This window comes from Streptomyces sp. NPDC046925, from assembly GCF_040644915.1.
Classification (GTDB): domain Bacteria; phylum Actinomycetota; class Actinomycetes; order Streptomycetales; family Streptomycetaceae; genus Streptomyces.
Genome location: NZ_JBEYWZ010000012.1, coordinates 203,420 through 227,473 on the forward strand (window position 1 = coordinate 203,420; position 24,054 = coordinate 227,473).

General features: G+C 70.1%; 18 protein-coding genes. 15 read left to right on the forward strand and 3 right to left on the reverse strand.

What is annotated here, in order from left to right; genetic code table 11:
• The first annotated feature begins 46 nt into the window (after positions 1 to 46).
• Positions 47 to 502: a DUF4190 domain-containing protein gene (locus ABZ906_RS36165; protein WP_361390063.1), complete on the forward strand. Its 456-nt coding sequence runs from the start codon at positions 47 to 49 to the stop codon at positions 500 to 502.
• A gap of 220 nt (positions 503 to 722) precedes the next feature.
• Here the strand turns inward: ABZ906_RS36165 and ABZ906_RS36170 are convergent, their stop codons facing one another.
• A complete protein-coding gene (locus tag ABZ906_RS36170; protein WP_361390065.1) occupies positions 723 to 1,280 on the reverse strand; it encodes an NADAR family protein in 558 nt (185 codons plus the stop codon).
• A gap of 207 nt (positions 1,281 to 1,487) precedes the next feature.
• On the opposite strand from ABZ906_RS36170, the gene ABZ906_RS36175 reads away from it, so the two are divergent.
• From ABZ906_RS36175 to ABZ906_RS36210, 8 genes are all read left to right on the forward strand, one after another.
• Complete coding sequence (locus ABZ906_RS36175; protein WP_361390067.1) at positions 1,488 to 2,990, forward strand: gamma-aminobutyraldehyde dehydrogenase; 1,503 nt, start codon at positions 1,488 to 1,490, stop codon at positions 2,988 to 2,990.
• Positions 2,991 to 3,041: 51 nt separating this feature from the next.
• Positions 3,042 to 4,283, forward strand: coding sequence for an extracellular solute-binding protein (locus ABZ906_RS36180; RefSeq protein ID WP_361193984.1), 1,242 nt, complete (start codon positions 3,042 to 3,044; stop codon positions 4,281 to 4,283).
• Between the two features lie 54 nt (positions 4,284 to 4,337).
• A complete protein-coding gene (locus ABZ906_RS36185) occupies positions 4,338 to 5,498 on the forward strand; it encodes an ABC transporter ATP-binding protein (RefSeq protein WP_361390069.1) in 1,161 nt (386 codons plus the stop codon).
• Positions 5,495 to 6,424: an ABC transporter permease gene (locus ABZ906_RS36190; RefSeq protein ID WP_361390071.1), complete on the forward strand. Its 930-nt coding sequence runs from the start codon at positions 5,495 to 5,497 to the stop codon at positions 6,422 to 6,424. Before ABZ906_RS36185 ends, ABZ906_RS36190 begins: the two co-directional genes overlap by 4 nt.
• The gene (locus tag ABZ906_RS36195; RefSeq protein WP_361390073.1) at positions 6,424 to 7,227 is read left to right on the forward strand and encodes an ABC transporter permease; all 804 of its coding nucleotides are present in this window, start codon (positions 6,424 to 6,426) and stop codon (positions 7,225 to 7,227) included. Before ABZ906_RS36190 ends, ABZ906_RS36195 begins: the two co-directional genes overlap by 1 nt.
• A gap of 33 nt (positions 7,228 to 7,260) precedes the next feature.
• Positions 7,261 to 8,679 carry an FAD-dependent oxidoreductase gene (locus tag ABZ906_RS36200; RefSeq protein WP_361390075.1) on the forward strand — a complete coding sequence of 473 codons (1,419 nt, stop codon included), beginning with the start codon at positions 7,261 to 7,263 and terminating at the stop codon, positions 8,677 to 8,679.
• Positions 8,680 to 8,817: 138 nt separating this feature from the next.
• Positions 8,818 to 9,291 carry a hypothetical protein gene (locus ABZ906_RS36205; protein WP_361193970.1) on the forward strand — a complete coding sequence of 158 codons (474 nt, stop codon included), beginning with the start codon at positions 8,818 to 8,820 and terminating at the stop codon, positions 9,289 to 9,291.
• Positions 9,292 to 9,376: 85 nt separating this feature from the next.
• Positions 9,377 to 10,522, forward strand: coding sequence for a chitinase (locus tag ABZ906_RS36210; RefSeq protein ID WP_361390077.1), 1,146 nt, complete (start codon positions 9,377 to 9,379; stop codon positions 10,520 to 10,522).
• Here ABZ906_RS36210 and ABZ906_RS36215 read toward each other — a convergent pair.
• Together ABZ906_RS36215 and gabT are read right to left on the reverse strand one after the other, a co-directional pair.
• Entirely contained in the window at positions 10,510 to 11,217 is a 708-nt protein-coding gene (locus tag ABZ906_RS36215; RefSeq protein WP_361390079.1) for a phosphatase PAP2 family protein, read from the reverse strand. The two genes, ABZ906_RS36210 and ABZ906_RS36215, sit on opposite strands and share 13 nt — an antisense overlap.
• Before the next feature lie 404 nt (positions 11,218 to 11,621).
• Complete coding sequence (gabT, locus tag ABZ906_RS36220; protein ID WP_361390081.1) at positions 11,622 to 12,956, reverse strand: 4-aminobutyrate--2-oxoglutarate transaminase; 1,335 nt, start codon at positions 12,954 to 12,956, stop codon at positions 11,622 to 11,624.
• Between the two features lie 289 nt (positions 12,957 to 13,245).
• On the opposite strand from gabT, the gene ABZ906_RS36225 reads away from it, so the two are divergent.
• From ABZ906_RS36225 to ABZ906_RS36250, 6 genes are all read left to right on the forward strand, one after another.
• The gene (locus tag ABZ906_RS36225; RefSeq protein WP_361390083.1) at positions 13,246 to 15,654 is read left to right on the forward strand and encodes an ATP/GTP-binding protein; all 2,409 of its coding nucleotides are present in this window, start codon (positions 13,246 to 13,248) and stop codon (positions 15,652 to 15,654) included.
• A gap of 203 nt (positions 15,655 to 15,857) precedes the next feature.
• A complete protein-coding gene (locus tag ABZ906_RS36230) occupies positions 15,858 to 17,447 on the forward strand; it encodes a PucR family transcriptional regulator (RefSeq protein WP_361193960.1) in 1,590 nt (529 codons plus the stop codon).
• 163 nt (positions 17,448 to 17,610) lie between these two features.
• A complete protein-coding gene (locus ABZ906_RS36235) occupies positions 17,611 to 19,056 on the forward strand; it encodes an aldehyde dehydrogenase family protein (protein WP_361390085.1) in 1,446 nt (481 codons plus the stop codon).
• Positions 19,057 to 19,281: 225 nt separating this feature from the next.
• Entirely contained in the window at positions 19,282 to 21,228 is a 1,947-nt protein-coding gene (locus tag ABZ906_RS36240) for an acyl-CoA dehydrogenase family protein (protein WP_361390087.1), read from the forward strand.
• 110 nt (positions 21,229 to 21,338) lie between these two features.
• Positions 21,339 to 22,595, forward strand: coding sequence for a 1-deoxy-D-xylulose-5-phosphate reductoisomerase (dxr, locus tag ABZ906_RS36245; RefSeq protein ID WP_361193951.1), 1,257 nt, complete (start codon positions 21,339 to 21,341; stop codon positions 22,593 to 22,595).
• A complete protein-coding gene (locus tag ABZ906_RS36250) occupies positions 22,592 to 23,893 on the forward strand; it encodes a site-2 protease family protein (protein WP_361193949.1) in 1,302 nt (433 codons plus the stop codon). Before dxr ends, ABZ906_RS36250 begins: the two co-directional genes overlap by 4 nt.
• Positions 23,894 to 24,054 lie beyond the last annotated feature (161 nt).

The window sequence follows — 24,054 nt, forward strand, 5'->3', positions numbered from 1 at the left end:
GGAGCCGGTGCCGCCGCCTCCCGTCGGGCCCGAGGGGCCCGGGCAGGTGCCTTACGGCTACCCCGGGTTTCCGGGCGGCCACCAGGGCGCGGGCGCTCCGGGTTCGCAGGGCTATCCCGGCTACCCCGGCTATCCGGGATACCAGGGGCAGGGCCCGCCCGGTTACGGCTGGGCCGCGATGCCGATGACGCCCGCCAACGGGATGGGCGTGACCTCGCTCGTCCTGGGGATCGTCGCGGCCGCCGGTTTCTGCCTGTGGCCCCTGGCGATCGTGCTCGGCATCCTCGCGATCATCTTCGGCGGGATCGGGCGCGGCAGGGCGAAGCGCGGCGAGGCGACGAACCCCGGCCAGGCGCTGGCCGGGATCATCTGCGGCATCGCGGGCATCGTCCTGGGCGTGGCCCTGATGGTGGTCCTCGTCGTCATGCCGGACGACGCCTTCGAGGAAGACGGAGCTTCCAACGACGACAGCTACTCGACCACGCTGGTCGTCGACTTCTAGCTGGCGGGGGCGCCTTCTTCACGGCCTAAACCGCCGCTGCGCGGCGGCCGTCTCCCACCCACCCACCCGTTTCCCCGGCGTTGCACCCGCCCGCGGAAAAACCCGGCCCGTGCAGCGGTGATGCAGGGCAATCGGGTGGTGGGCGGGTAAAGATCCGCCGCGCAGCGGCGGCTCACGGGCGCGGGCCCGCGCGGCCCCCGGGACCCGCCCAAGCCCGCTGCTAGCGCCCGCGCAGCCGCTCCCGCGCCTCCATCAACGCGAAGCCCAGCAAGTTCGGGCCCCGCCACTTTTGCGGGTCCAGGGCGCGCTCGTCGTCGGCCGCCAGGCCTATGCCCCAGATGCGGTCCACGGGGCTCGCCTCCACCAGGACCCGCGATCCCGTGCCGACCAGGAACGAGCGGAGCGCCTCGGTAGAAGCGAATTTGTGGACGCTGCCCTCGACCACGATGCCGAAGCGCTCCCGCTCCCACGTCGCCTCGTCGAAGCCCCGCACCAGACGCCCCGCGTTCTTCGCCTCGGCGGGCGTGCGGGCGCCGAGGACCGTCGCCTCCGCCTCCGCGTCCGAGAAGAGGCGGGCCTTGGACGCCATCATCCAGTGCTCCGCCGTGCCGTACTCCACCCCGTCCACGGTGAACGGCGACTGCCACCACTGGCTCAGGCAGCTCGAACCCAGCGTCCCGTCCTGCCGCGGCCGGTGGCCCCAGAAGTGGAGATACTTCACCCGTTCCCCCGCGCGCAACGCGCGGACCAGCGCGTCCACCGAGTCGATCTTCGTCATGCACGCGAGTCTGGCACGCACCACTGACACTTCGTCCTGGGTTTTCCAGGAGGACTCGACACCTGGTCGACAGATTCCGTCGCGTAACCAAAAGGCAACAACGGAATCACTTGTTGGAGTACTACTGCTCTGTCAGGATCGTCACTCAAATCGATCTGGAGCTACGCCGAACCCCGCGGGACGGGGACGCCGGCGGAGGAGAGCGTCATGCACAACTTCCAGGCGCAGGACCATTTCGCGGAAGGCGCGCAGTACATCGCCGGACGGCTGACCGAGGGCACATCGGGCCGCACCCACGCCGTCGTCGACCCGGCCACCGGCAACGAGATCCACCGATACGAACTCGCGGGCGAGAAGGACGTCGACGCCGCCGTCGCCGCCGCCGCACGGGCCTTCCCCGCATGGGCGGGCGCGACCCCCGGCGAGCGCTCGGACGCCCTGCACCGCTTCGCCGCCGTACTGGCGGAGCGCGCGGAGGAGTTCGCGCAGGCCGAGTCGCTCCAGTGCGGCAAGCCCATCAAGCTCAGCCGGGAGTTCGACGTCCCCGGCACCGTCGACAACGCCGCCTTCTTCGCGGGCGCGGCCCGGCACCTCCAGGGCCAGTCGGCCGGTGAGTACTCCGGCGACCACACCTCGTACGTACGCCGTGAACCCATCGGTGTCGTCGGCTCCATCGCGCCCTGGAACTACCCCCTCCAGATGGCCGCCTGGAAGGTGCTCCCCGCCATCGCCGCGGGCAACACCATCGTCCTCAAGCCCGCCGAGCTCACCCCCTTCACCTCGCTGCTCTTCGCGCAGGCCGCCACCGAGGCGGGCATTCCGGACGGTGTCGTCAACATCGTCAGCGGCGCCGGGCGCGACGCGGGCGAACGGCTCGTGGGGCACCCCGACGTCGCCATGACGTCCTTCACCGGCTCCACCGGCGTCGGCAAGCGCGTCGCCGAGATCGCCACCTCCACCGTGAAGCGGCTGCATCTGGAGCTCGGCGGCAAGGCGCCCTTCGTCGTCTTCGACGACGCCGACCTCGAAGCCGCCGTGCACGGCGCCGTCGCGGGCGCGCTGATCAACACCGGCCAGGACTGCACGGCCGCCACGCGCGCGTACGTACAACGCCCCCTGTACGACGCCTTCGTGGACGGCGTCGCCGCGCTCATGGAGACCGTGCGGCTCGGTGATCCCTTCGCCGACGACACCGACCTCGGCCCGCTCATCTCGCACGTCCACCGCGACCGCGTCGCCGGTTTCGTCGACCGGGCACGCTCCTACGCGCGCGTGGTCACCGGCGGCGAGGCGCTCGACCACCCCGGCGCCTTCTACAAGCCCACCCTCATCGCGGACGCCGCGCAGGACAGCGAGATCGTGCAGTCCGAGGTCTTCGGGCCCGTACTCGTGGTGCTGCCGTTCGACTCCGACGACGAAGGCATCCGGCTCGCGAACGACACTCCGTACGGTCTCGCCGCCTCCGCCTGGAGCCGCGACGTGTTCCGCGCCAACCGGGCGACCCGCGAGATCAAGGCGGGCTGTGTGTGGGTCAACGACCACATTCCGATCCTCAGCGAGATGCCGCACGGCGGCTACAAGGCATCGGGCTACGGAAAGGACATGTCTGCCTACTCCTTCGAGGAGTACACGCAGATCAAGCACGTCATGTTCGACAACACCGCGGTGGTCCGCAAGGACTGGCACCGCACCGTCTTCGGGGACCGATAGCCCATAGGCCGCCCGACCAGCGGCCCATCCTCCCGAAAGGGCACCAAGCGCATGGAGCAGTACGAGCCCGACCTGTCCCCGGCCCAGCTGGCCGCCATGCACCGCAGCTTCAGGAACGGCAGGGCCGCCCTCACCCGCCGTTCCCTGCTGCGCGCCTCCACGAGCGGCGCGCTCGCCGTCGGAGGCCTCGGCACCCTCAGCGCCTGCGGGATCCCGGCAGCGAGCAAGAGCCAGGGAGAGGTCTCCTCCGACGACCACTCGGCCAAGGAGAAGCAGATCAACTTCTCCAACTGGACCGAGTACATGGACGTCGACGACGACCAACGCCGCCCCACGCTCGACGCGTTCACCAAGCGCACCGGGATCAAGGTCAAGTACACCGAGGACATCAACGACAACGTCGAGTTCTTCGGCAAGATCAAGCCGCAGCTCGCGGCGGGCCAGGAGACCGGGCGCGACCTCATCTGCGTCACGGACTGGCTCGCGGCCCGGCTCATCCGCTTCGGCTGGGTCCAGAAACTGGACCCGGCGAACCTGCCGCACGCGTACACCAACCTGGCCGCCCAGTTCCGCGACCCGGACTGGGACCCGGGGCGGTCCTACTCGTATCCCTGGACCGGCATCTCCACCGTCATCGCGTACAACAAGAAGGCGACCGACGGCGAGGACATCACCTCCGTGTCGCAGCTCCTGGACAACCCCAAGCTCAAGGGGCGTGTCGGCTTCCTCTCCGAGATGCGCGACAGCGTCGGCATGACGCTCATCGACATGGGCAAGGACCCGGCGAAGTTCACCGACGACGACTTCGACGCGGCCATCGCCCGCCTCCAGAAGGCCGTCGACAAGAAGCAGATCCGCCGCTTCACGGGCAACGACTACACCTCGGACCTCGACAAGGGCGACCTCGCCGCGTGCCTCGGCTGGGCGGGCGACATCGTCCAGCTCCAGGCCGACAACCCCGACATCGCCTTCCACATCCCCGACCAGGGCTACATCACGTCCACGGACAACCTGCTCGTCCCGAACAAGGCGCGCCACAAGCGCAACGCCGAACGGCTCATCGACTATTACTACGAGCCGGAGCCCGCCGCGCGTCTGGCCGCGTACATCAACTACGTCTGCCCCGTGGACGGTGTCCGCCCCGAGCTGGCGAAGCTCGACAAGGAAGCCGCCGCGAACCCGCTGATCCTCCCCGACAAGGAGATGGCCGCGAAGTCCCACGGGTTCCGCTCGCTGACGCCGAAGGAAGAGACGGCGTACGAGGAGAAGTTCGCCAAGCTGACCGGTGCCTGACACTCCCGCGCCCCTGCACTTCCCCGCCTCTCCCCTCGACCCCCTGGACGCACCATGACGACTGCTACAGAACACGGCGGCGACGTCCGCCTCACCGGGATCAGCAAGACGTACGGCTCCTTCACGGCCGTGCGCCCCCTCGACCTCACCGTGCCGCAGGGCTCCTTCTTCGCGCTGCTCGGCGCGTCCGGCTGTGGCAAGACCACCACGCTCCGCATGATCGCGGGCCTGGAGGAGCCAAGCTCGGGCACCGTGCACCTGGGCGAGCAGGACGTCACGGCACTGCCGCCGTACAAGCGGCCGGTCAACACGGTCTTCCAGTCGTACGCGCTCTTCCCGCACCTCGACATCTTCGAGAACGTCGCCTTTGGCCTGCGCCGGCGCGGCATCAAGTCGGTGAAGGGCCAGGTCGGCGAGATGCTCGACCTCGTCCAGCTCGGCGAGCAGGCCCGCAAGAAGCCGCACCAGCTCTCCGGCGGCCAGCAGCAGCGCGTCGCCGTCGCCCGCGCCCTGATCAACCACCCTAAGGTGCTGCTCCTCGACGAGCCGCTCGGCGCCCTCGACCTCAAGCTGCGCCGTCAGATGCAGCTCGAACTCAAGCGCATCCAGACCGAGGTGGGCATCACCTTCATCCACGTCACGCACGACCAGGAGGAGGCCATGACGATGGCCGACCAGGTCGCGGTGATGAACGCGGGCAGCGTCGAACAGCTCGGCGCCCCCGCCGACCTCTACGAGAACCCGCGCACCACCTTCGTCGCCAACTTCCTCGGCACATCGAACTTCATAGAGGCCGAGATCGCGGGCCGCAGCGGCGACGACCTCACCCTCAAGGCCGGCGACGGCAAGCTCACGCTGCCCGCCGGGCGATGTACGGCGCCCACCACCACCGGCGGCAAGGTCATCCTGGGCGTACGCCCCGAGAAGGTCTCCCTCACGCACGCCGACGAAGCGGGGGAGATCCCCGCGGGGCGCAACCGCATCACGGGCCGCATCGCCGACAGCAGCTTCATCGGAGTGTCGACGCAGTACGTCGTCCGCACCCCGGTCTGCGACGAGTTCGAGGTCTACGCCCAGAACATCGAGCGCGACACCCGCCTGGCCCCCGGCGTCGACGTCGTCCTGCACTGGAACCCGGCCCACACCTTCGGCCTCGACCCGGCCCAGGACATCGACGCGGGCGTCGAGACGGTCGAGGAGGACGCCTCCGCATGACGACCACCCTCACCAAGGCGTCCCCGGAGAAAGAGCCGGACGAGGCGCCGCGCAAAGTCCGCAGGCGGGGGCGGCTCGTCCCCTACTGGCTGCTGCTGCCCGGCATCCTGTGGCTCGTCGTCTTCTTCGCGCTGCCCCTGGTCTACCAGGCGTCGACGTCCGTCCAGACCGGCTCCCTGGAAGACGGCTTCAAGGTCACCTGGCACTTCGCCACCTACTGGGACGCGCTGAGCGACTACTGGCCGCAGTTCCTGCGCTCGGTCCTGTACGCCGGTGCCGCCACGATCCTGTGTCTGCTGCTCGGCTATCCGCTCGCGTATCTGATCGCGTTCCGTGCGGGCCGCTGGCGGAGCCTCATCCTGGTCCTGGTCATCGCGCCGTTCTTCACCAGCTTCCTCATCCGTACGCTGGCGTGGAAGACGATCCTCGCGGACGGCGGCCCCCTCGTGGGCGCCCTGAACACACTGCACGTCCTGGACGTCACCAGCTGGCTCGGCGTCACGGACGGCGACCGCGTCCTCGCCACCCCGCTCGCGGTGATCTGCGGCCTCACGTACAACTTCCTGCCGTTCATGATCCTGCCGCTCTACACCTCCCTGGAGCGGATCGACGGCCGGCTGCACGAGGCGGCGGGCGACCTCTACGCGAAGCCGTCCACGACCTTCCGCAAGGTGACCTTCCCGCTGTCCATGCCGGGCGTCGTCTCCGGAACGCTGCTCACCTTCATCCCGGCGGCCGGCGACTACGTCAACGCGGATCTGCTCGGCTCCACCGACACCCGCATGGTCGGCAACGTCATCCAGACGCAGTTCCTGCGCATTCTGGATTACCCGACCGCCGCGGGCCTCTCCTTCATCCTGATGGCGGCGATCCTCGTGATGGTCACCTTCTACATCCGTAAGTCCGGGACGGAGGATCTCGTCTGATGGCTGCCTTCTTGCGCTGGCTGCGCGGCAAATTCGTCGTCATCGCGGGTCTGCTGACGCTCGCGTATCTGCTGCTCCCCAATGTCGTCGTGACGGTGTTCTCCTTCAACAAGCCGAAGGGGCGCTTCAATTACGCCTGGCAGGAATTCTCGCTCGACGCCTGGAAGGACCCCTGCGGCGTCGCCGACATGTGCGGCTCGCTCAGCCTGAGCCTGCAGATCGCGGCCTGGGCGACGATCGGCGCGACCGTGCTCGGCACGATGATCGCCTTCGCGCTCGTGCGCTACCGCTTCCGGGCGCGCGGCGCGGTCAGCTCGCTGATCTTCCTGCCGATGGCGATGCCCGAGGTCGTCATGGCCGCGTCGCTGCTCACGCTCTTCCTCAACATGGGCGCGCAGCTCGGTTTCTGGACGATTCTCATCGCCCACATCATGTTCTGCCTCAGTTTCGTGGTGACCGCCGTCAAGGCGCGCGTGATGTCCATGGACCCGCGTCTGGAACAGGCCGCACAGGACCTTTACGCGGGCCCCGTGCAGACCTTCGTCCGGGTCACGCTGCCAATCGCCGCACCGGGTATCGCGGCGGGCGCGCTGCTGGCCTTCGCGCTCTCCTTCGACGATTTCATCATCACGAATTTCAACGCGGGCTCGACCGTGACGTTCCCCATGTTCGTCTGGGGATCGGCACAGCGCGGTACGCCCGTTCAGATCAATGTGATCGGCACGGCGATGTTCCTCGTCGCCGTTCTCCTGGTGCTCGGCGGAATGATCGTCTCCAAGCGCCGCAACAAGCAGTCGGCATAAAGCCCTGCACGCATTCTGAAGGAGTTGGAAATCATGGCCCCAAGCGCCATGACCCGTTGGACCACTTCCCTTTCCGACGCCCAGCCTCTCTCGTACTGGCTGGACGACCCGGGAAAACCCCGCGCCGAGCCCGCCCTCACCGCCGACGAGCAGTGCGACCTCCTGGTCGTCGGCGGCGGCTACAGCGGCCTGTGGACCGCGCTGATCGCCAAGGAACGCGACCCGGACCGTGACGTCGTCCTGGTCGAGGGCCGGGAGGCGGGCTGGGCCGCCTCAGGGCGCAACGGCGGCTTCTGCGCCGCGTCCCTCACGCACGGCATCTCCAACGGCCTGTCCCGCTGGCCCGGCGAGATCGCGAAGCTGGAGGAGCTCGGCGCCCGCAACCTCGACGAGATCGAGGCGGCCGTCAAGCGCTACTCCATCGACTGCGACTTCGAGCGCACCGGCGAGATCGACGTGGCCACGCAGCCGCACCAGCTCGCCGAACTGCGCGAGACGTACGAGGAGATGGCGGAGCACGGCCTCGCGGACGGCGCGCGGATGCTCGACGCGGACGCGGTGCGCGCGCAGGTCGACTCGCCGACCTTCCTGGGCGGCCTCTGGGACCGCGAGGGCGTCGCCATGCTCCACCCGGCGAAGCTGGCCTGGGGCCTCAAGCGCGCCTGCCTGGAGAAGGGCGTCCGTGTCTACGAACACACGCCCGCGCTCGAACTCGTCTCGTCCGGCGCCGGGATGGCCGTACGCACCCCGTACGGCCGGATCCGCGCCCGCCAGGTCGCGCTCGCCACCAACATCTTCCCGTCGCTGGTCAAGCGTGTGCGCGCGTACACGGTCCCGGTCTACGACTACGCCCTGATGACGGAGCCGCTGACCGAGGAGCAGCTCGCGGCCATCGGATGGCAGAACCGCCAGGGCCTGGGGGACAGCGCCAACCAGTTCCACTACTTCCGGCTCTCCGCCGACAACCGCATCCTGTGGGGCGGCTACGACGCGATCTATCCGTTCGGCGGCAAGCTGCGCGCCGAGCACGACGACCGCCCCGAGACGTACGCGAAGCTTGCGGGCCACTTCTTCACCTGCTTCCCGCAGTTGGAGGGGGTCCGGTTCACGCATGCGTGGGGCGGCGCGATCGACACGTGCTCGCGCTTCTCGGCGTTCTTCGGCACGGCTCACGCGGGGCGCGTCGCGTATGCGGCGGGCTACACCGGGCTCGGTGTCGGGGCCACCCGGTTCGGCGCCGACGTCATGCTGGACCTGCTCTCCGGCGAGCGCACGGAACGTACGTCCCTGGAGATGGTGCGCACGAAGCCGCTGCCGTTCCCGCCCGAGCCGTTCGCGTGGACGGGCGTCGCCCTGACCAAGTGGTCCCTGGCCCGTGCGGACGAGAACGGCGGCAGGCGCAATCTGTGGCTGAAGACGATGGACAAACTGGGGCTCGGCTTCGACAGCTGACCGGTGCCGGCGCCGGGTTCGGGCGGCTGCTGTCGACGGTTCGTCAATAAGTTGCCCGAACCCGCGTAACGCTGCGGCCCCCGCCCCCTCTCACCTGTGACAGGCACAGCTGTTGCACAGGAAGAGGGAGGTTCCCCCATGGCTGACGCGGGGGCGAAGCCGGCGGTCGAATGGCTCGTGTCGGTGGCGCCGGACCCGGACGCCTGCCGCTGGGAGTGGGAGCGCAACCCCCTGGGGGTCGCGCTCCTTCCCGCGGGCAGGCTCTGGGACGTACTGATCCTGCCGGGCGAACTCGGCTATCCGACGCTCGACGTACTGACCCGCTGCATCGACCGCCCGGGTCCGGTGCTCGCCGACTTCGGCGACTCCCGCATGGGCTTCTTCGTCCCGGCGGGCACGGTCTCCCGCTGGGTCGGCACGGGCGTGCGCGGCGCGGGCAACGGCACCTGGATCGTGGTGCCTTACCCCGGCCGTTCCACGGGCGGCGTCCGCTGGCTGGTCCCGCCCGACGGCTCGGGCACGCTGACGGATCCGGGGCTGCTCGAACTCGCGATGCACGAGGCGGCGGCGCAGCTGGCACCGCGGGAGCAGCCGGAGGGACCCGGGGAGTAGTTCTTGACGGGACCTTGACAACTTGATTGGTCTGGACCAAATTGAGCGGCCCACCCTCCCATTCCCCCCATGCCCGGAGGCAGTCGTGGACCGTTCCCTGTCGCGTCACCTGAGACGTCTCACCGTGGCCACCGCCACGGCCTGCGCGCTCGCCGCGTCCGGCCTGCTCGCCGCCGAGGCCTCGGCGGGCCCCTCGACGGGCCCCGCGCCGAAGGCCGGGGCCGACCACGCCCTGGTCGGCTATCTGCACACGAGCTTCGCCAACGGCTCCGGATACACGCGGCTCGCGGACGTCCCCGACAGCTGGGACATCATCGACCTCGCCTTCGGCGAGCCGACCTCGGCCACGTCCGGCGACATCCGCTTCAGCCTCTGTCCGCAGACCGAGTGTCCCGGCGTCGAGTCCAAGGAGGAGTTCAAGGCCGCGGTCAAGGCCAAACAGGCGGCGGGCAAGAAGGTCCTGATCTCCATCGGCGGCCAGAACGGCCAGGTCCAGCTGACCACCACGCAGGCCCGCGACACCTTCGTCTCGTCGGTCTCCGCGATCATCGACGAGTACGGACTCGACGGCCTGGACATCGACTTCGAGGGCCACTCCCTCTCGCTGAACGCCGACGACACGGACTTCAAGAACCCGAAGACCCCGTCGATCGTGAACCTCATCTCGGCCGTCAAGACCCTCAAGTCCAAGTACGGCAGCGGCTTCACGCTCACGATGGCCCCCGAGACCTTCTTCGTGCAGCTCGGCTACCAGTTCTACGGAACGGGCAAGTGGGGCGGCCAGGACCCGCGCGCCGGCGCCTATCTGCCGGTCATCCACGCCCTGCGCGACGACCTCACGCTGCTGCACGTCCAGGACTACAACTCAGGACCGATCATGGGCCTGGACAACCAGTACCACTCCATGGGCGGCGCGGACTTCCACATCGCGATGACCGACATGCTGCTCACCGGCTTCCCGGTGGCGGGCGACACGAACAACGTCTTCCCCGCGCTGCCCCCGGAGAAGGTGGCCATCGGCATGCCCGCTTCGGTGAACGCGGGCAACGGCCACGTCTCCACGGCCGAGGTGAACAAGTCCCTGAACTGCCTGACCAAGGGCACCGACTGCGGCTCGTACAAGACGCACGGCACCTGGCCGGGGCTGCGCGGCCTGATGACCTGGTCGATCAACTGGGACCGGCACAACAACGGGGAGTTCTCGAAGAACTTCGACGGCTACTTCGGCTGAGCCGGATCCGACTCGGTGGCGCGGTGTCCGTACCGCGCCACCACGAGCGTGATCGCGTACAGCACCATCCCGAACAGGCACCAGCTGGCCACCACGTCCAGCGGCCAGTGATACCCGCGGCGCACCAGGCCGAGCCCGACCCCGAAGTTCAACAGGGCGCAGGCGATGACCAGTTCACGCCGTGCGTACGTGGAGCGCAGGTACGGAAGCAGGAGCAGCGCCGCCCCGCCGTAGGCGACCATGGCGGTGGCGGTGTGGCCCGAGGGGTAGTAGCCGCTGCCGTCCATGCCGGGCGGGCCGGTGCGGCCGATGATTTCCTTCAGCGGGACCACGAGTACCGGGACCGCGGCCATGGCCACGGCGGCGGCGACCGGGGCGAGCCACCAGCGGAACGCATCTGCCCGGCGGCCGCGCCAAGCCGCGTAGGCGATGGCCAGGGCGAGGACCGGCACGGCGACGGCGACGCCGCCCAGATCGGCGAGGAATTCGGCCGCGCCGTCCGGGAGGCGGCTTCCGGTGATCCAGGGGCCGAGCCGCTCGTCCGCGTCGCGGAGGGGGCCGTCGGCGGCCACCTGCCAGGTGATGAGCGCGAAGAGAAGCGCACAGAGGCAGCAGAGGCCGGAGAGGAAAGTGGTCGGCCGCCCCGGAACAGGGGGGGTAGTTCCGAGGCGGCCGTCCTGATCGGTGTTCCGCACGCCCCGGGGGGTTTGGGGCGGGCGGGTGTCCGATCGGTGAGGAGTTCCGGAGCCAGAAGCTCCGGGTGTGTGCGCGAGGGCACGACCAAGACGGGGCTGGGGAGGCTCCGTCCCGGTGTCGCCCACAGTCCCCTGTGGGCGGGGTGTTTCTCTCATCTGCAGAAACCGTACGTCAGGTGGCGACCCGTCCGACAGGCGGAACGGCAACCCGTCATGGGGCCCGCACACGTTCTTCACACGCCCTGACGGTAACCCCAGGTCACTGCTTTCGCACCATGCGAGGTGTGCACACGTCAGGGGCATGTGCCCACACATACGGAGCCGGGATCATCCCCATTTTTCGGGGCGATCCCGGCTCCGGTGAGCGGTACCGAAAGGGTGCCGTCAGACGCGGTCGGATGCCGTCAGATGCGCGCGAACGCGGCCTCGATGATGTCGAGACCCTCGGTGAGCAGGTCCTCGCCGATGACCAGCGGCGGCAGGAAGCGCAGGACGTTGCCGTACGTGCCGCAGGTCAGGACGAGCAGGCCCTCGGCGTGGCAGGCCTTGGCGAGCGCGGCCGTCGCCTCGGCGTTCGGCTCCTTCGTGGCGCGGTCCTTGACCAGCTCGATGGCGATCATCGCGCCACGGCCGCGGACGTCGCCGACGATGTCGTACTTCTCCGCGATGGCGTTCAGGCGGGCCTTCATCGTCGCCTCGATGGCCTTCGCCCTGGCGTTGAGGTCGAGCTCCTTCATCGTCTCGATGGCGCCGAGCGCACCGGCGCAGGCCACCGGGTTGCCGCCGTAGGTGCCGCCGAGGCCGCCGGAGTGCGCGGCGTCCATGATCTCGGCGCGGCCCGTGACGGCGGCGAGCGGCAGGCCGCCTGCGATGCCCTTGGCGGTGGTGATGAGGTCGGGGACGATGCCCTCGTCCTCGCAGGCGAACCACTGGCCGGTGCGGCAGAAGCCGGACTGGATCTCGTCCGCGACGAAGACGATGCCGTTGTCGTTGGCGAACTTCACGATCTGGGGCAGGAAGCCCTTGGCGGGCTCGATGAAGCCGCCTTCGCCGAGCACCGGCTCGATGATGATCGCGGCGACGTTCTCCGCGCCGACCTGCTTGCTGATCATGTCGATGGCCTGCTTGGCGGCCTCGGGCCCGGCGTTCTCCTCGCCCGTGGGCCAGCGGTAGCCGTAGGCCACCGGGACGCGGTAGACCTCGGGCGCGAACGGACCGAAGCCGTTCTTGTACGGCATGTTCTTGGCGGTCAGCGCCATCGTGAGGTTCGTACGGCCGTGGTAGCCGTGGTCGAAGACGACGACGGCCTGGCGCTTGGTGTGCGCACGGGCGATCTTGACGGCGTTCTCGACGGCCTCGGCGCCGGAGTTGAAGAGCGCGGACTTCTTCTGGTGGTCACCCGGCGTCAGCTCGGCGAGCTGCTCGGCGACGGCGACGTACCCCTCGTAGGGCGTGACCATGAAACAGGTGTGCGTGAAGTCGGCGAGCTGCGCGGTCGCACGGCGTACGACGGCCTCGGCGCTGGCGCCGACGGACGTCACGGCGATGCCGGAGCCGAAGTCGATGAAGCGGTTGCCGTCGACGTCCTCGATGATGCCGCCCCCCGCGCGCGCCGCGAAGACGGGCAGCACGGAACCCACACCACCGGCGACCGTGGCGGTACGGCGGGCCTGCAGTTCCTGAGACTTCGGCCCGGGAATGGCGGTGACGACGCGGCGCTCCTGCGGAAGTGCGGTCATGGGGTGCTCCTGGGGGTGGGGCGAGTCGGACGCTCGAATGCTTGCTTTCTTCGCAGGTTAGGGGCGGAGGGCAGGGCCGGGCATGCTCCACGGGGGAGTTGTTCGGCGTGGCGGTTGTCCGTGGTGGACATAGCGCCGAGTGGGCGGGGTGCGGCTTTCGTCCCTTTGGGCGACCGGTGGGAGGCGGGGTGTTCTCGCAGGTCCCGGGCGCGTATTCGATGAACTCCCCCTGTGGGGGCACTAGATTGAGCCGCGAATCAGGAGAACGGCAGTCCAGGGGGCAAGGATCATGGATTCCGACGGCACGCAGGACGCGCACGGCACTCATGCCACCCCCGTGCCGCGTCCGGCGCACGCCCCGCCGCCGCCCGCGCCCGCCGGGCTGCCGCCGGTGCCGCGCCGGCCGCCCGGTGCGCTGTCGGCCGTCGCCGACTGGCTGTCCGCGCCACGGCCCGAGGCGGGACTCGGCATCTGGCGGTTTCGTCACGTTCCGCCGCCGGAGGATGACGGGGGCGGCCGGCGGATGGACCGGGCCCTGCTGGCCGGGGTCACGATCTCGCTGGTGATCGGGCTTTTCCTCTGGTCGATGTGGCGGCAGGCCCTGATTCCCTACCAGGGGGCGATCATCAGGCTCTTCGTCCAGGCGGACTGGTTCTATCCGGGCACCCTCAGTCCCCGGCGGGACATGTGGCAGGGCTCCGAATCCCTGACCGCCGTCAGCGGCGTCTTCTTTGGGCTGCTTGTCTACGGAGTCGGCCGCATCGGGAACTGGGCCGAGGCGCTGCGGCACGTCATCGCGCGCAGGGAACAGCCCAGCCGCGCCCTGCGCGCGGCCATCGGCGCGCTGATCGTGCTGATGTTCGTCTGGCCGGAGGCTTTTCCCGGGATCTCCTGGGACCCGCTGCCGGTCGCCACCGCCGTCTGGTCCCTGACGGCGCTGTTCTCGGGCGGGTACACGATCTTCCAGAACGAGATCGTCACGTACGGCCTCTATGTGCTGATCACCGCGGCGGTCCTCTGGCCGTTCGCGAAACTGGGGGACTGGGCGGGCTTCCTGCGCACCTGGCTCGCCCGCCCCCGGCCCGCCAAGAACGGCCAGGCGCCACGGCCTCCCCGGCAGCCCGCGCCCGTGGCGACGCGGGCCCAGTGGCCCGAGCTCAGGGGAGCGGGCCGGGACAAGGCAGCCGACGTGCTGTCCGTCGCGGTCCAGAGCGGGCAGATGAACGACGTCGACTGCGTGCGGGTGCGCCGGATGTGGAGCACGGCGGACGGGAACCCCGCGCTGCGCGACGCCTTCGACGACACGGTGCTGCGGCAGGCCGGGGCCGCCTGGACGCACCCCTCCGGAGCCCGTGACCTGCCCTCCCGCGCCGCGACCCACGACCTGCTGGTCGGGCAGGTCCGCATCGGCCGGTGCGTGCCCGAGGAGCGCAACCCCGCCGGCAGCCGCGGCGCGGGCATCGCCCTGGAGTCCGCCGCCCTCGGCACCTCGCTCCTGGCGGTCGGCCCGTCCGGTGCGGGCAAGACCGAGCGGCTTGTCCGCCCGGTCGTGGAGTCCCTTTCCCTGCAGGCGCTCACCGGCCAGTGCGCGGTCGTCGCGGTCTGCGCGGCCGGTACGCCGCTCGGCGGTGACGACGGCTATGACGTCGTCGTCAAGATCGGCGACCCCGCCTCCGTGCACGACCTCGACCTCTACGCGGGCACATCGGACCCCGACGAGGCCGCGTCCTTCCTGGCCGAGGGGCTTGTCGGCGACCTCGCCGCCGTCGACAGCCGCCGCGCGGCGACGACGCTGGCCCAGGTGCTCGGCCCCTACTGGGCGGCGTACGGCCGTTTCCCCTCGGTGCCCGCCCTGCGCGAACTGCTCGAAGGAGTGCCCTCGGCCCTGTCGGGGTTGCGCGACGCCCTGCGGTCCGACGAGCACGCCGTGATGCGCCGCGAACTCGACGCGCGGGTCCGCCAGCAGGGCAGTGCCGCCGATCCGGGACCGGCCCTCGCCGACCGGCTCGCGCTCCTCGACCGCCCCGCCTTCGCCGAGTTCTTCGACTCCGGGAGCGACAGCCCGTTCTCCCTGCGCGCGGTGATGCATCACCCCATGCGCGTACGCATCGACCTGCCCGAGCGCGGCCACGGCGAGGCTTCGCGGCTGATCACGCGTCTCGTCCTGGCCCAGTTCAACTCCGTGGTGCACAGCCGCGGCGACCGCGAGCACTTCGTCTGCCTGGTCCTCGACGACGCCACCCGCACGGTGACCGACGAGACGATCCAGGGAATCCAGCGTCTGCGGTCCGTCAACGCCGGGGTGGTCCTCGCCCTGCGTACCGTCAGTGACGTACCCGAGGCACTCCAGGGGCCGCTGTACGCCACCGTCGGCTGCCGTATGGCGTTCTCCGGCGTCACCACATGGGACGGCAGACGCTTCGCGGAGGCGTGGGGCACCTCGTGGATCGAGACCCGCGAGGTCGCCCAGCACGCCGTCTTCGCCGACCAGCCGATGACGCGCGCCCTGCACGCCTTGCGCAAACTCGTCACGGGCAAGGCCGTGACGAGGGACGCCGTCACCGTCCGCCAGGTCGAGCGCGAGCGATGGTCAGCCTCCGAACTGGCGCACGGAGTGCCCGCGGGGCACGCGGTGCTCTCGTTGACGGATGTCCGCGGTGAGCACGCGCCGCCGCTGCTCGTGGATCTCCGGGGGTAACCGCAGGGGCCGCGGATGGATATGCGTACGGAGTATTCGGTCCCGTACGCACCGTACGGTGAGGCAGAATCGGCACAGGTCGTTCATACGTACCGGCCAAAAGATCCACATCTCGTCCGGGATTCAATGGCCGACCGGCACGCGTGCCTTACCGCCGCTGCCTGCATTGCCGCCCTGACCTGCTGACCCGACCTGAAGGTCCCATGCCGCCCACGCTCGCCTCCCTCGTCCATCACTCCGCGCTGAAGCTCACCGTGCGCGCGGGTGAGGAACATCTGGACGCGCCCGTGCGCTGGGCGCACGCCAGTGAGCTCACCGACCCCGTGCCCTACATGGAGGGCGGCGAGCTCCTGATGATCACCGCGCTCAAGCTGGACGCGGAGGATCCGGAAGCCATGCGCCGCTACGTGAAGCGGCTCGCGGCGGCGGGGGTCGTCGGGCTCGGGTTCGCGGTCGGCGTGCACTACAAGGACATTCCCGAGGCCCTGGTCGACGCCGCCGCCGACGAAGGGCTTCCGCTCCTGGAGGTGCCGCGGCGCACGCCGTTCCTCGCCATCAGCAAGGCCGTGTCCGCGGCCATCGCCGCCGACCAGTACCGCGCGGTGACGGCGGGCTTCGCGGCCCAGCGCGAGCTGACCAAGCAGGCGCTGAGCGACGGCCCCGAGGGACTGCTCGGCGCACTCGCCGCGCAGGTGGACGGCTGGGCCGCGCTGTACGACGCGTCCGGCGCCGTCGTTGCCACGGCCCCCGAGTGGGCCTCGCGGCGCGCCGCCCGGCTCGTCTCCGACGTCGAACGCCTTCGCGACCGGGCCGCGCCCGCGAGCGCGGTCGTCGCGGGCGCCGAGGACCGGGTGGAACTGCACTCGATCGGCACGGGCCGGCGGCCGCGCGCCGCGCTCGCCGTCGGCACGGCATCCACCCTCGGCACCGCCGAGCGGTACGCACTGCACTCCGCCATAGCGCTCCTCACCCTCACCACGGAGCGCAATCGCTCGCTGCAGGCCGCCGAGGCCAGGGTCGGCTCCGCCGTCCTGCGGATGCTGCTCGCCGGAGAGCCGGACCACGCCCGCACGGTGGCGGGGGAGTTGTACGGCAGCCTGCTCGACGCGCCGTTCCGCCTGGTGGTGGCGGAAGTCCCGGCCTCCGCGACCCCGGAGGACGGCGACCCCTTCGCCGCGCTCACGGACACCGTCGAGTCCGCCGCAGCCCGCGCCGGTGAGGCCCTTCTCGTCGTCCCCTACGGCGAGCGGCTCGTGCTGCTCGTCGTGGACGGCGGCGCGGGCGCGGCGGCATGCGTGGCGTACGCGCAGACGCTGGAGGCGGGGCGTTCCGAGGTGCCCGAGGGTGCCGCGGGCGACGGGGCGGCCCTCCTCCTCGGCCTCTCCGCGCCCGCGGGCCCGATCGCCGCGGCCACCGCCTACAAACAGGCCGACCAGGCGCTCTCCATCGCCCGGCGCCGGGGCCGCGCGATGGTCGAGCACGAGGACCTCGCGGCGGGCTCCGTCCTGCCGCTGCTCGCCGACGACGCGGTGCGCGCCTTCGCCGACGGGCTGCTGCGCGCCCTGTTCGAACACGACGCCACGGGCCGCGGCGACCTGATCGCATCGCTGCGCGCCTGGCTCTCGCGCCACGGCCAGTGGGACGCGGCGGCGGCCGACCTGGGCGTCCACCGCCACACCCTGCGCTACCGCATGCGCAGGGTCGAGGAGATCCTCGGCCGCTCCCTGGACGACCCGGACGTCCGCATGGAGCTGTGGCTCTCCCTGAAGGCGACGTCGAGCGGTACGGAGTAATCGAGCGGTACGGAGCGAGTGCGGGCGAATTGCGCCCCTGCCAAAGAGGCGCGACCCCGCGGAGCAGTACTCCGAGTCGGACAAACGTCCCGCACCCTTACCGCCCCTACGGTGGGGAACGTACCCCCCAAGACACACCTTCGCGGAAGGGCCGGGAATCGACATGACTTCCATCCACGCCTTCTGGCTCGCCGGTCGCCAGACCACCGGTGAGACCACCCTCGACGTCACTTCGCCCTGGGACGGGCGGCTCGTCGGCAAGGCGGCGGTCCCGACCGACGCCCAGGTCGAGGAGGCGGTCGCCGCCGCGTACGCCGTGCGCGACGAGTTTGCCGCGACCCCGGCGCACGTGCGGGCCGCCGCTCTCGACCACGTGAGTCGCAGGCTCGTCGAGCGCACGGAAGAGATCGCCCAGCTCATCTCCGCGGAGAACGGCAAGCCGATCAAGTGGGCCCGCGGCGAGGTCGGCCGGGCCGTCTCCGTCTTCCGGTTCGCCTCGGAGGAGGCCCGCCGGTTCAACGGCGGCGAGGCCCAGCGCCTGGACACCGACGCAGGCGGCCAGGGGCGGCTCGCCTTCACCCGCCGCTTCTCGAAGGGTGTCGTCCTCGGCATCGCGCCGTTCAACTTCCCGCTGAACCTCTGCGCCCACAAGATCGCCCCGGCCATCGCGTCCGGCACGCCGATCATCCTCAAGCCGGCGCCCGCGACCCCGCTCTCCGGTCTGCTCATCGGTGAACTGCTCGCCGAGACCGAGCTGCCCGCCGGGTCCTGGTCGATCCTTCCGGTCGCCAACGAGAAGATGCCCGCCCTCGTCCAGGACGAGCGCCTTCCCGTCATCTCCTTCACGGGCTCGGAGAAGGTCGGCTACGCGATCCTGGACTCGGTCCCGCGCAAGCACTGCACCCTGGAGCTGGGCGGAAACGGCGCCGCCGTCGTCCTGTCCGACTTCTCCTCCGACGAGGACCTGGACTGGGCCGCCGCGCGCATCGCGACGTTCTCCAACTACCAGGGCGGCCAGTCCTGCATCTCGGTGCAGCGCGTCATCGCCGACGCCTCCGTGTACGACCGGCTCGTGCCGCGCGTGCTCGCCGCCATCGAGGCACAGAACACCGGCGACCCGTCCGACCCGCAGACCGACGTCGGCCCGCTGGTCAACGAGGACGCCGCCAAGCGCGTGGAGTCCTGGGTCGACGAGGCCGTACAGGCGGGCGCCCAGCTGCTCGCGGGCGGCAAGCGGGACGGCGCCTCGTACGCGCCGACCGTGCTCGCCGACGTACCGGGCGAGGTGACGATCGCCGTCGAGGAGGTCTTCGGCCCGGTCCTCACGATCAAGAAGGTGGACGGCGAGGCGGAGGCGTTCGCCGCCGTCAACGACTCCAAGTACGGCCTCCAGGCGGGCGTCTTCACGCACGACCTGCAGACCGCCTTCCGCGCGCACCGCGCCCTGGAGGTCGGCGGCGTGGTCATCGGCGACGCACCCTCCTACCGCGCCGACCAGATGCCGTACGGCGGCGTCAAGCAGTCCGGCGTGGGCCGCGAGGGCGTCCGCTTCGCGATGGACGACTACACCTACGAGCGGGTCATGGTCATGACGGGCCTCGACCTGTAGGTCAGCTCTCGAACCGGACGGCCGGAGCCCACTGTGCGGGGGCTCCGGCCGTTCTCCGTGTCCGGGGACGCGATGCGCCGAACGCTGCGCGAAGACTGGTGGGCTCCGGACGAATCGGGTACATACGATCCATACGATCGAGTAGCACCAGTCAGTAACCGACCGGGTCGAGATCGGGTCAAACGGAGCCGACCGGCCCCAGTTCGCGGCGAGGTGAGCTCCTCAATGCCCGCACCAACCACACCCCCTTCCGGGGCGTCCGTCAGTGAACGCGAGGCCAGGCAGGTGGCGGAGGCCGCCCGCGAACAGGACTGGCGCAAGCCCAGCTTCGCCAAGGAACTCTTCCTCGGCCGCTTCCGTCTCGACCTGATCCACCCGCACCCCCTGCCCGCCGACGAGGACGCGCGGCGCGGCGAGGAGTTCCTGGCCAAGCTCCGGGACTTCTGCGAGACGAAGATCGACTCGGCCCGCATCGAGCGCGAGGCGAAGATCCCCGACGAGGTGATCAACGGCCTCAAGGAACTCGGCGCGCTCGGCATGAAGATCGACAGGAAGTACGGCGGTCTCGGCCTCACGCAGGTGTACTACAACAAGGCGCTGGCCCTCGTCGGTTCGGCCAACCCCTCCATCGGCGCGCTGCTCTCCGCCCACCAGTCGATCGGCGTACCCCAGCCGCTCAAGCAGTTCGGCACACAGGAGCAGAAGGACGAGTTTCTGCCGCGCTGCGCCCGTACGGACATCAGCGCGTTCCTGCTGACCGAGCCGGACGTCGGCTCCGACCCGGCGCGCCTGGCGACCATGGCGGTGCCCGACGGCGACGACTACGTCCTGGACGGCGTGAAGCTGTGGACCACGAACGGCGTCGTCGCCGACCTCCTGGTCGTCATGGCCCGGGTACCGAAGTCCGAGGGCCACAAGGGCGGCATCACGGCCTTCGTCGTGGAGGCCGCGGCGCAGGGCATCACCGTCGAGAACCGCAACGCCTTCATGGGCCTGCGCGGCCTGGAGAACGGCGTGACCCGCTTCCACCAGGTCCGCGTCCCCGCCGCGCACCGCATCGGACCGGAGGGCGCGGGCCTGAAGATCGCCCTGACGACCCTCAACACCGGCCGTCTCTCGCTGCCCGCGATGTGCGTCGGCGCGGGCAAGTGGTGTCTGAAGATCGCCCGCGAGTGGTCGGGCGCACGGGAGCAGTGGGGCAAGCCGGTCGCGCTCCACGAGGCGGTCGGCGCGAAGATCTCGTTCATCGCGGCGACGACCTTCGCCCTGGAAGCCGTACTGGACCTCTCCTCCCAGATGGCCGACGAGGACCGCAACGACATCCGTATCGAGGCCGCACTCGCCAAGCTGTACGGCTCAGAGATGGGCTGCCTGATCGCGGACGAGCTGGTGCAGATCCGAGGCGGCCGCGGCTTCGAGACCGCCGAGTCCCTCGCGGCCCGCGGCGAGCGCGCCGTCCCGGCGGAACAGGTCCTGCGCGACCTGCGCATCAACCGCATCTTCGAGGGCTCGACGGAGATCATGCACCTGCTGATCGCGCGCGAGGCCGTGGACGCGCACCTGAAGGTGGCCGGCGACCTGATCGACCCGGACAAGTCGCTCTCCGACAAGGCGAAGGCGGGCGCGAGGGCGGGCGGCTTCTACGCCCGCTGGCTGCCGAAACTGGTCACGGGCCCCGGCCAGCTCCCGCGCTCGTACGCGGAGTTCCACCCCAGCGGCCACGCGGACCTCTCCCCGCACCTGCGCTACGTGGAACGGACCGCCCGCAAGCTGGCCCGCTCGACGTTCTACGCGATGTCGCGCTGGCAGGGAAAGATGGAGACCAAGCAGGGCTTCCTGGGCCGCGTGGTCGACATCGGCGCCGAACTCTTCGCGATGAGCGCGGCCTGCGTACGCGCCGAGCTCCTGCGGACGACGGAGGACCACGGCCGCGAGGCCTATCAGCTGGCCGACACCTTCTGCCGCCAGTCCCGCATCCGCGTCGACGAACTCTTCGACCGCCTGTGGACCAACACGGACGACATCGACCGCAAGGTGGTCAAGGGCGTCCTGACCGGCACGTACACCTGGCTGGAATCCGGCGTCGTCGACCCCAGCGGCGAAGGCCCCTGGATCGCGGACGCGACACCGGGCGCGAGCACCAGGGAGAACGTCCACCGGCCGATCCGCTGACGTGCTTTCCGGGGCGTTCGCTCGCACAGGGACGCCCCGGAACACGATTCCGGCCGACCGGATCGGGGCGCAGTGTCTCCTCACGCCGCCGCCCAGGCAAGAATGGGGGGATGAGCGACAGTCCAGCCCCCCTCGCCGACCCGCATCTCGTCTTCGACCCCGTCGTGACGGACGGTCCGCGGGACATCGTCATCCTCGGCTCGACCGGGTCGATCGGCACCCAGGCCATCGACCTCGTCCTGCGCAACCCCCGTCGCTTCCGCGTCACCGCGCTCTCCGCCGCGGGCGGCCGCGTCGCGCTGCTCGCCGAGCAGGCCAGGCAGCTGCGGGTGCGGACCGTGGCCGTGGCCCGCGAGGACGTCGTACCGGCGCTGCGCGAGGCGCTGAAGGGGCAGTACGGCGGTGAGCCGCTGCCCGAGATCCTCGCCGGGCCCGAGGCGGCGACCCAGCTCGCCGCCTCCGACTGCCACACCGTGCTGAACGGCATCACCGGCTCCATCGGGCTCGCGCCCACCCTCGCCGCGCTCGAAGCGGGCCGCACGCTCGCCCTCGCCAACAAGGAGTCGCTGATCGTCGGCGGCCCGCTGGTGAAGGCCCTCGCCAAGCCGGGGCAGATCATCCCGGTCGACTCCGAGCACGCCGCGCTCTTCCAGGCGCTCGCCGCGGGCACCCGCGCCGACGTGCGCAAGCTGGTCGTCACGGCCTCCGGCGGCCCCTTCCGGGGACGTACGAAGGCCGATCTGGCGAACGTCACACCGAAGGACGCGCTCGCGCACCCCACCTGGGCCATGGGCCCGGTCATCACGGTCAACTCCGCGACGCTCGTCAACAAGGGCCTGGAGGTCATCGAGGCACACCTCCTCTACGACATCCCCTTCGAGCGCATCGAGGTCGTCGTCCACCCGCAGTCCTACGTGCACTCCATGGTCGAGTTCACCGACGGATCGACGCTGGCCCAGGCCACGCCGCCCGACATGAGCGGCCCGATCGCCATCGGCATCGGCTGGCCCGAGCGCGTGCCGGACGCCGCACCCGCCTTCGACTGGACGAAGGCGTCGAGCTGGGAGTTCTTCCCCCTCGACAACGACGCTTTTCCGTCGGTCGGGCTCGCCCGGCACGTGGGCAAGCTCGCGGGCACGGCTCCGGCAGTGTTCAATGCCGCCAACGAGGAGTGCGTGGACGCGTTCCTGAACGGCGCCCTGCCCTTCAACGGGATCATGGAGACCGTGACGGAGGTCGTGGCCGAACACGGCACACCGTCCGCGGGAACTTCCCTGACCGTCGCGGACGTCCTCGAAGCGGAGACCTGGGCGCGCGCCCGGGCCCGTGAACTGACGGCGAAGGCGACCGCGGAGGCCCGCGCATGACGACCCTGATGATGATCCTCGGCATAGTCGTCTTCGCGGTCGGGCTGCTGTTCTCGATCGCCTGGCACGAGCTGGGCCACCTGTCGACCGCCAAGCTGTTCGGCATCCGCGTGCCGCAGTACATGGTCGGCTTCGGCCCGACGATCTTCTCGCGCAAGAAGGGCGACACCGAGTACGGCGTCAAGGCCATCCCCCTCGGCGGCTACATCCGCATGATCGGCATGTTCCCGCCGGGCCCCGACGGCCGTATAGAGGCACGCTCGACGTCCCCCTGGCGCGGCATGATCGAGGACGCCCGGTCGGCCGCCTTCGAGGAGCTCAAGCCCGGCGACGAGACCCGCCTCTTCTACACGCGCAAGCCGTGGAAGCGCGTGATCGTGATGTTCGCGGGCCCGTTCATGAACCTGATCCTCGCCGTGGTGATCTTCCTCGGCGTGATGATGACGTTCGGCATCAGCACCCAGACGACGACGGTCGGCAAGGTGTCCGACTGCGTCATCCAGCAGAGCGAGAACCGCACCAAGTGCGCGAAGGGCGACACGGCCGCGCCCGCCAAGGCGGCCGGCCTCAAGCTCGGCGACAAGATCGTCGGCTTCCAGGGGAAGCCCGTCGACGACTGGTCCGCGCTCCAGGGGAAGATCCGCGAGACTATCGGCCCGGCCACCATCACGGTCGAGCGCGACGGCAAGCAGATCGACCTGCACGCGAACCTGATCAAGAACCAGGTCAGCAAGACGGACGGCGACGGCGGCTATGTGGAAGGGAAGTACGTCTACGCGGGCTTCCTCGGCTTCACCCCCGCCACCGGCATCGTCAAGCAGAGCTTCGGCGACTCCGTGAACCGTATGGGCGACATGATGGAGAACGGCGTCGAGTCGCTCGTCGCCCTGCCGTCCAAGATCCCCGATCTGTGGGACGCGGCCTTCGGGGACGGCGACCGCAAGCAGGACTCCCCGATGGGCGTCGTCGGCGCGGCCCGCGTGGGCGGCGAGGTCTTCACCCTGGACATCCCGCCGGAGAACCAGGTCGCGATGATGCTGTTCCTGGTCGCGGGCTTCAACCTCTCCCTGTTCCTGTTCAACATGCTGCCGCTCCTGCCGCTGGACGGCGGGCACATCGCGGGCGCGCTGTGGGAGTCGCTGCGACGCCACGCGGCCAAGCTCCTGAAGCGGCCCGACCCGGGCCCCTTCGACGTCGCGAAGCTGATGCCGGTCGCGTACGTGGTGGCCGGAATCTTCATCTGCTTCACGATCCTCGTTCTGATCGCGGATGTAGTTAACCCGGTAAGAATCTCCTGATAACGCGGAGTTTGCGGCGGCCGGACACGCTATGTGTCCGGCCGCCCACCATTGGGTGGACTTGGGGGCGGGATGTGCCCGGGCCCCATGGGGTGCCGTAATCTCGAAGCCTGGAGCCCGCCGAACTCGGGACCTTGATCCACACCTTGGGGATGCACGCC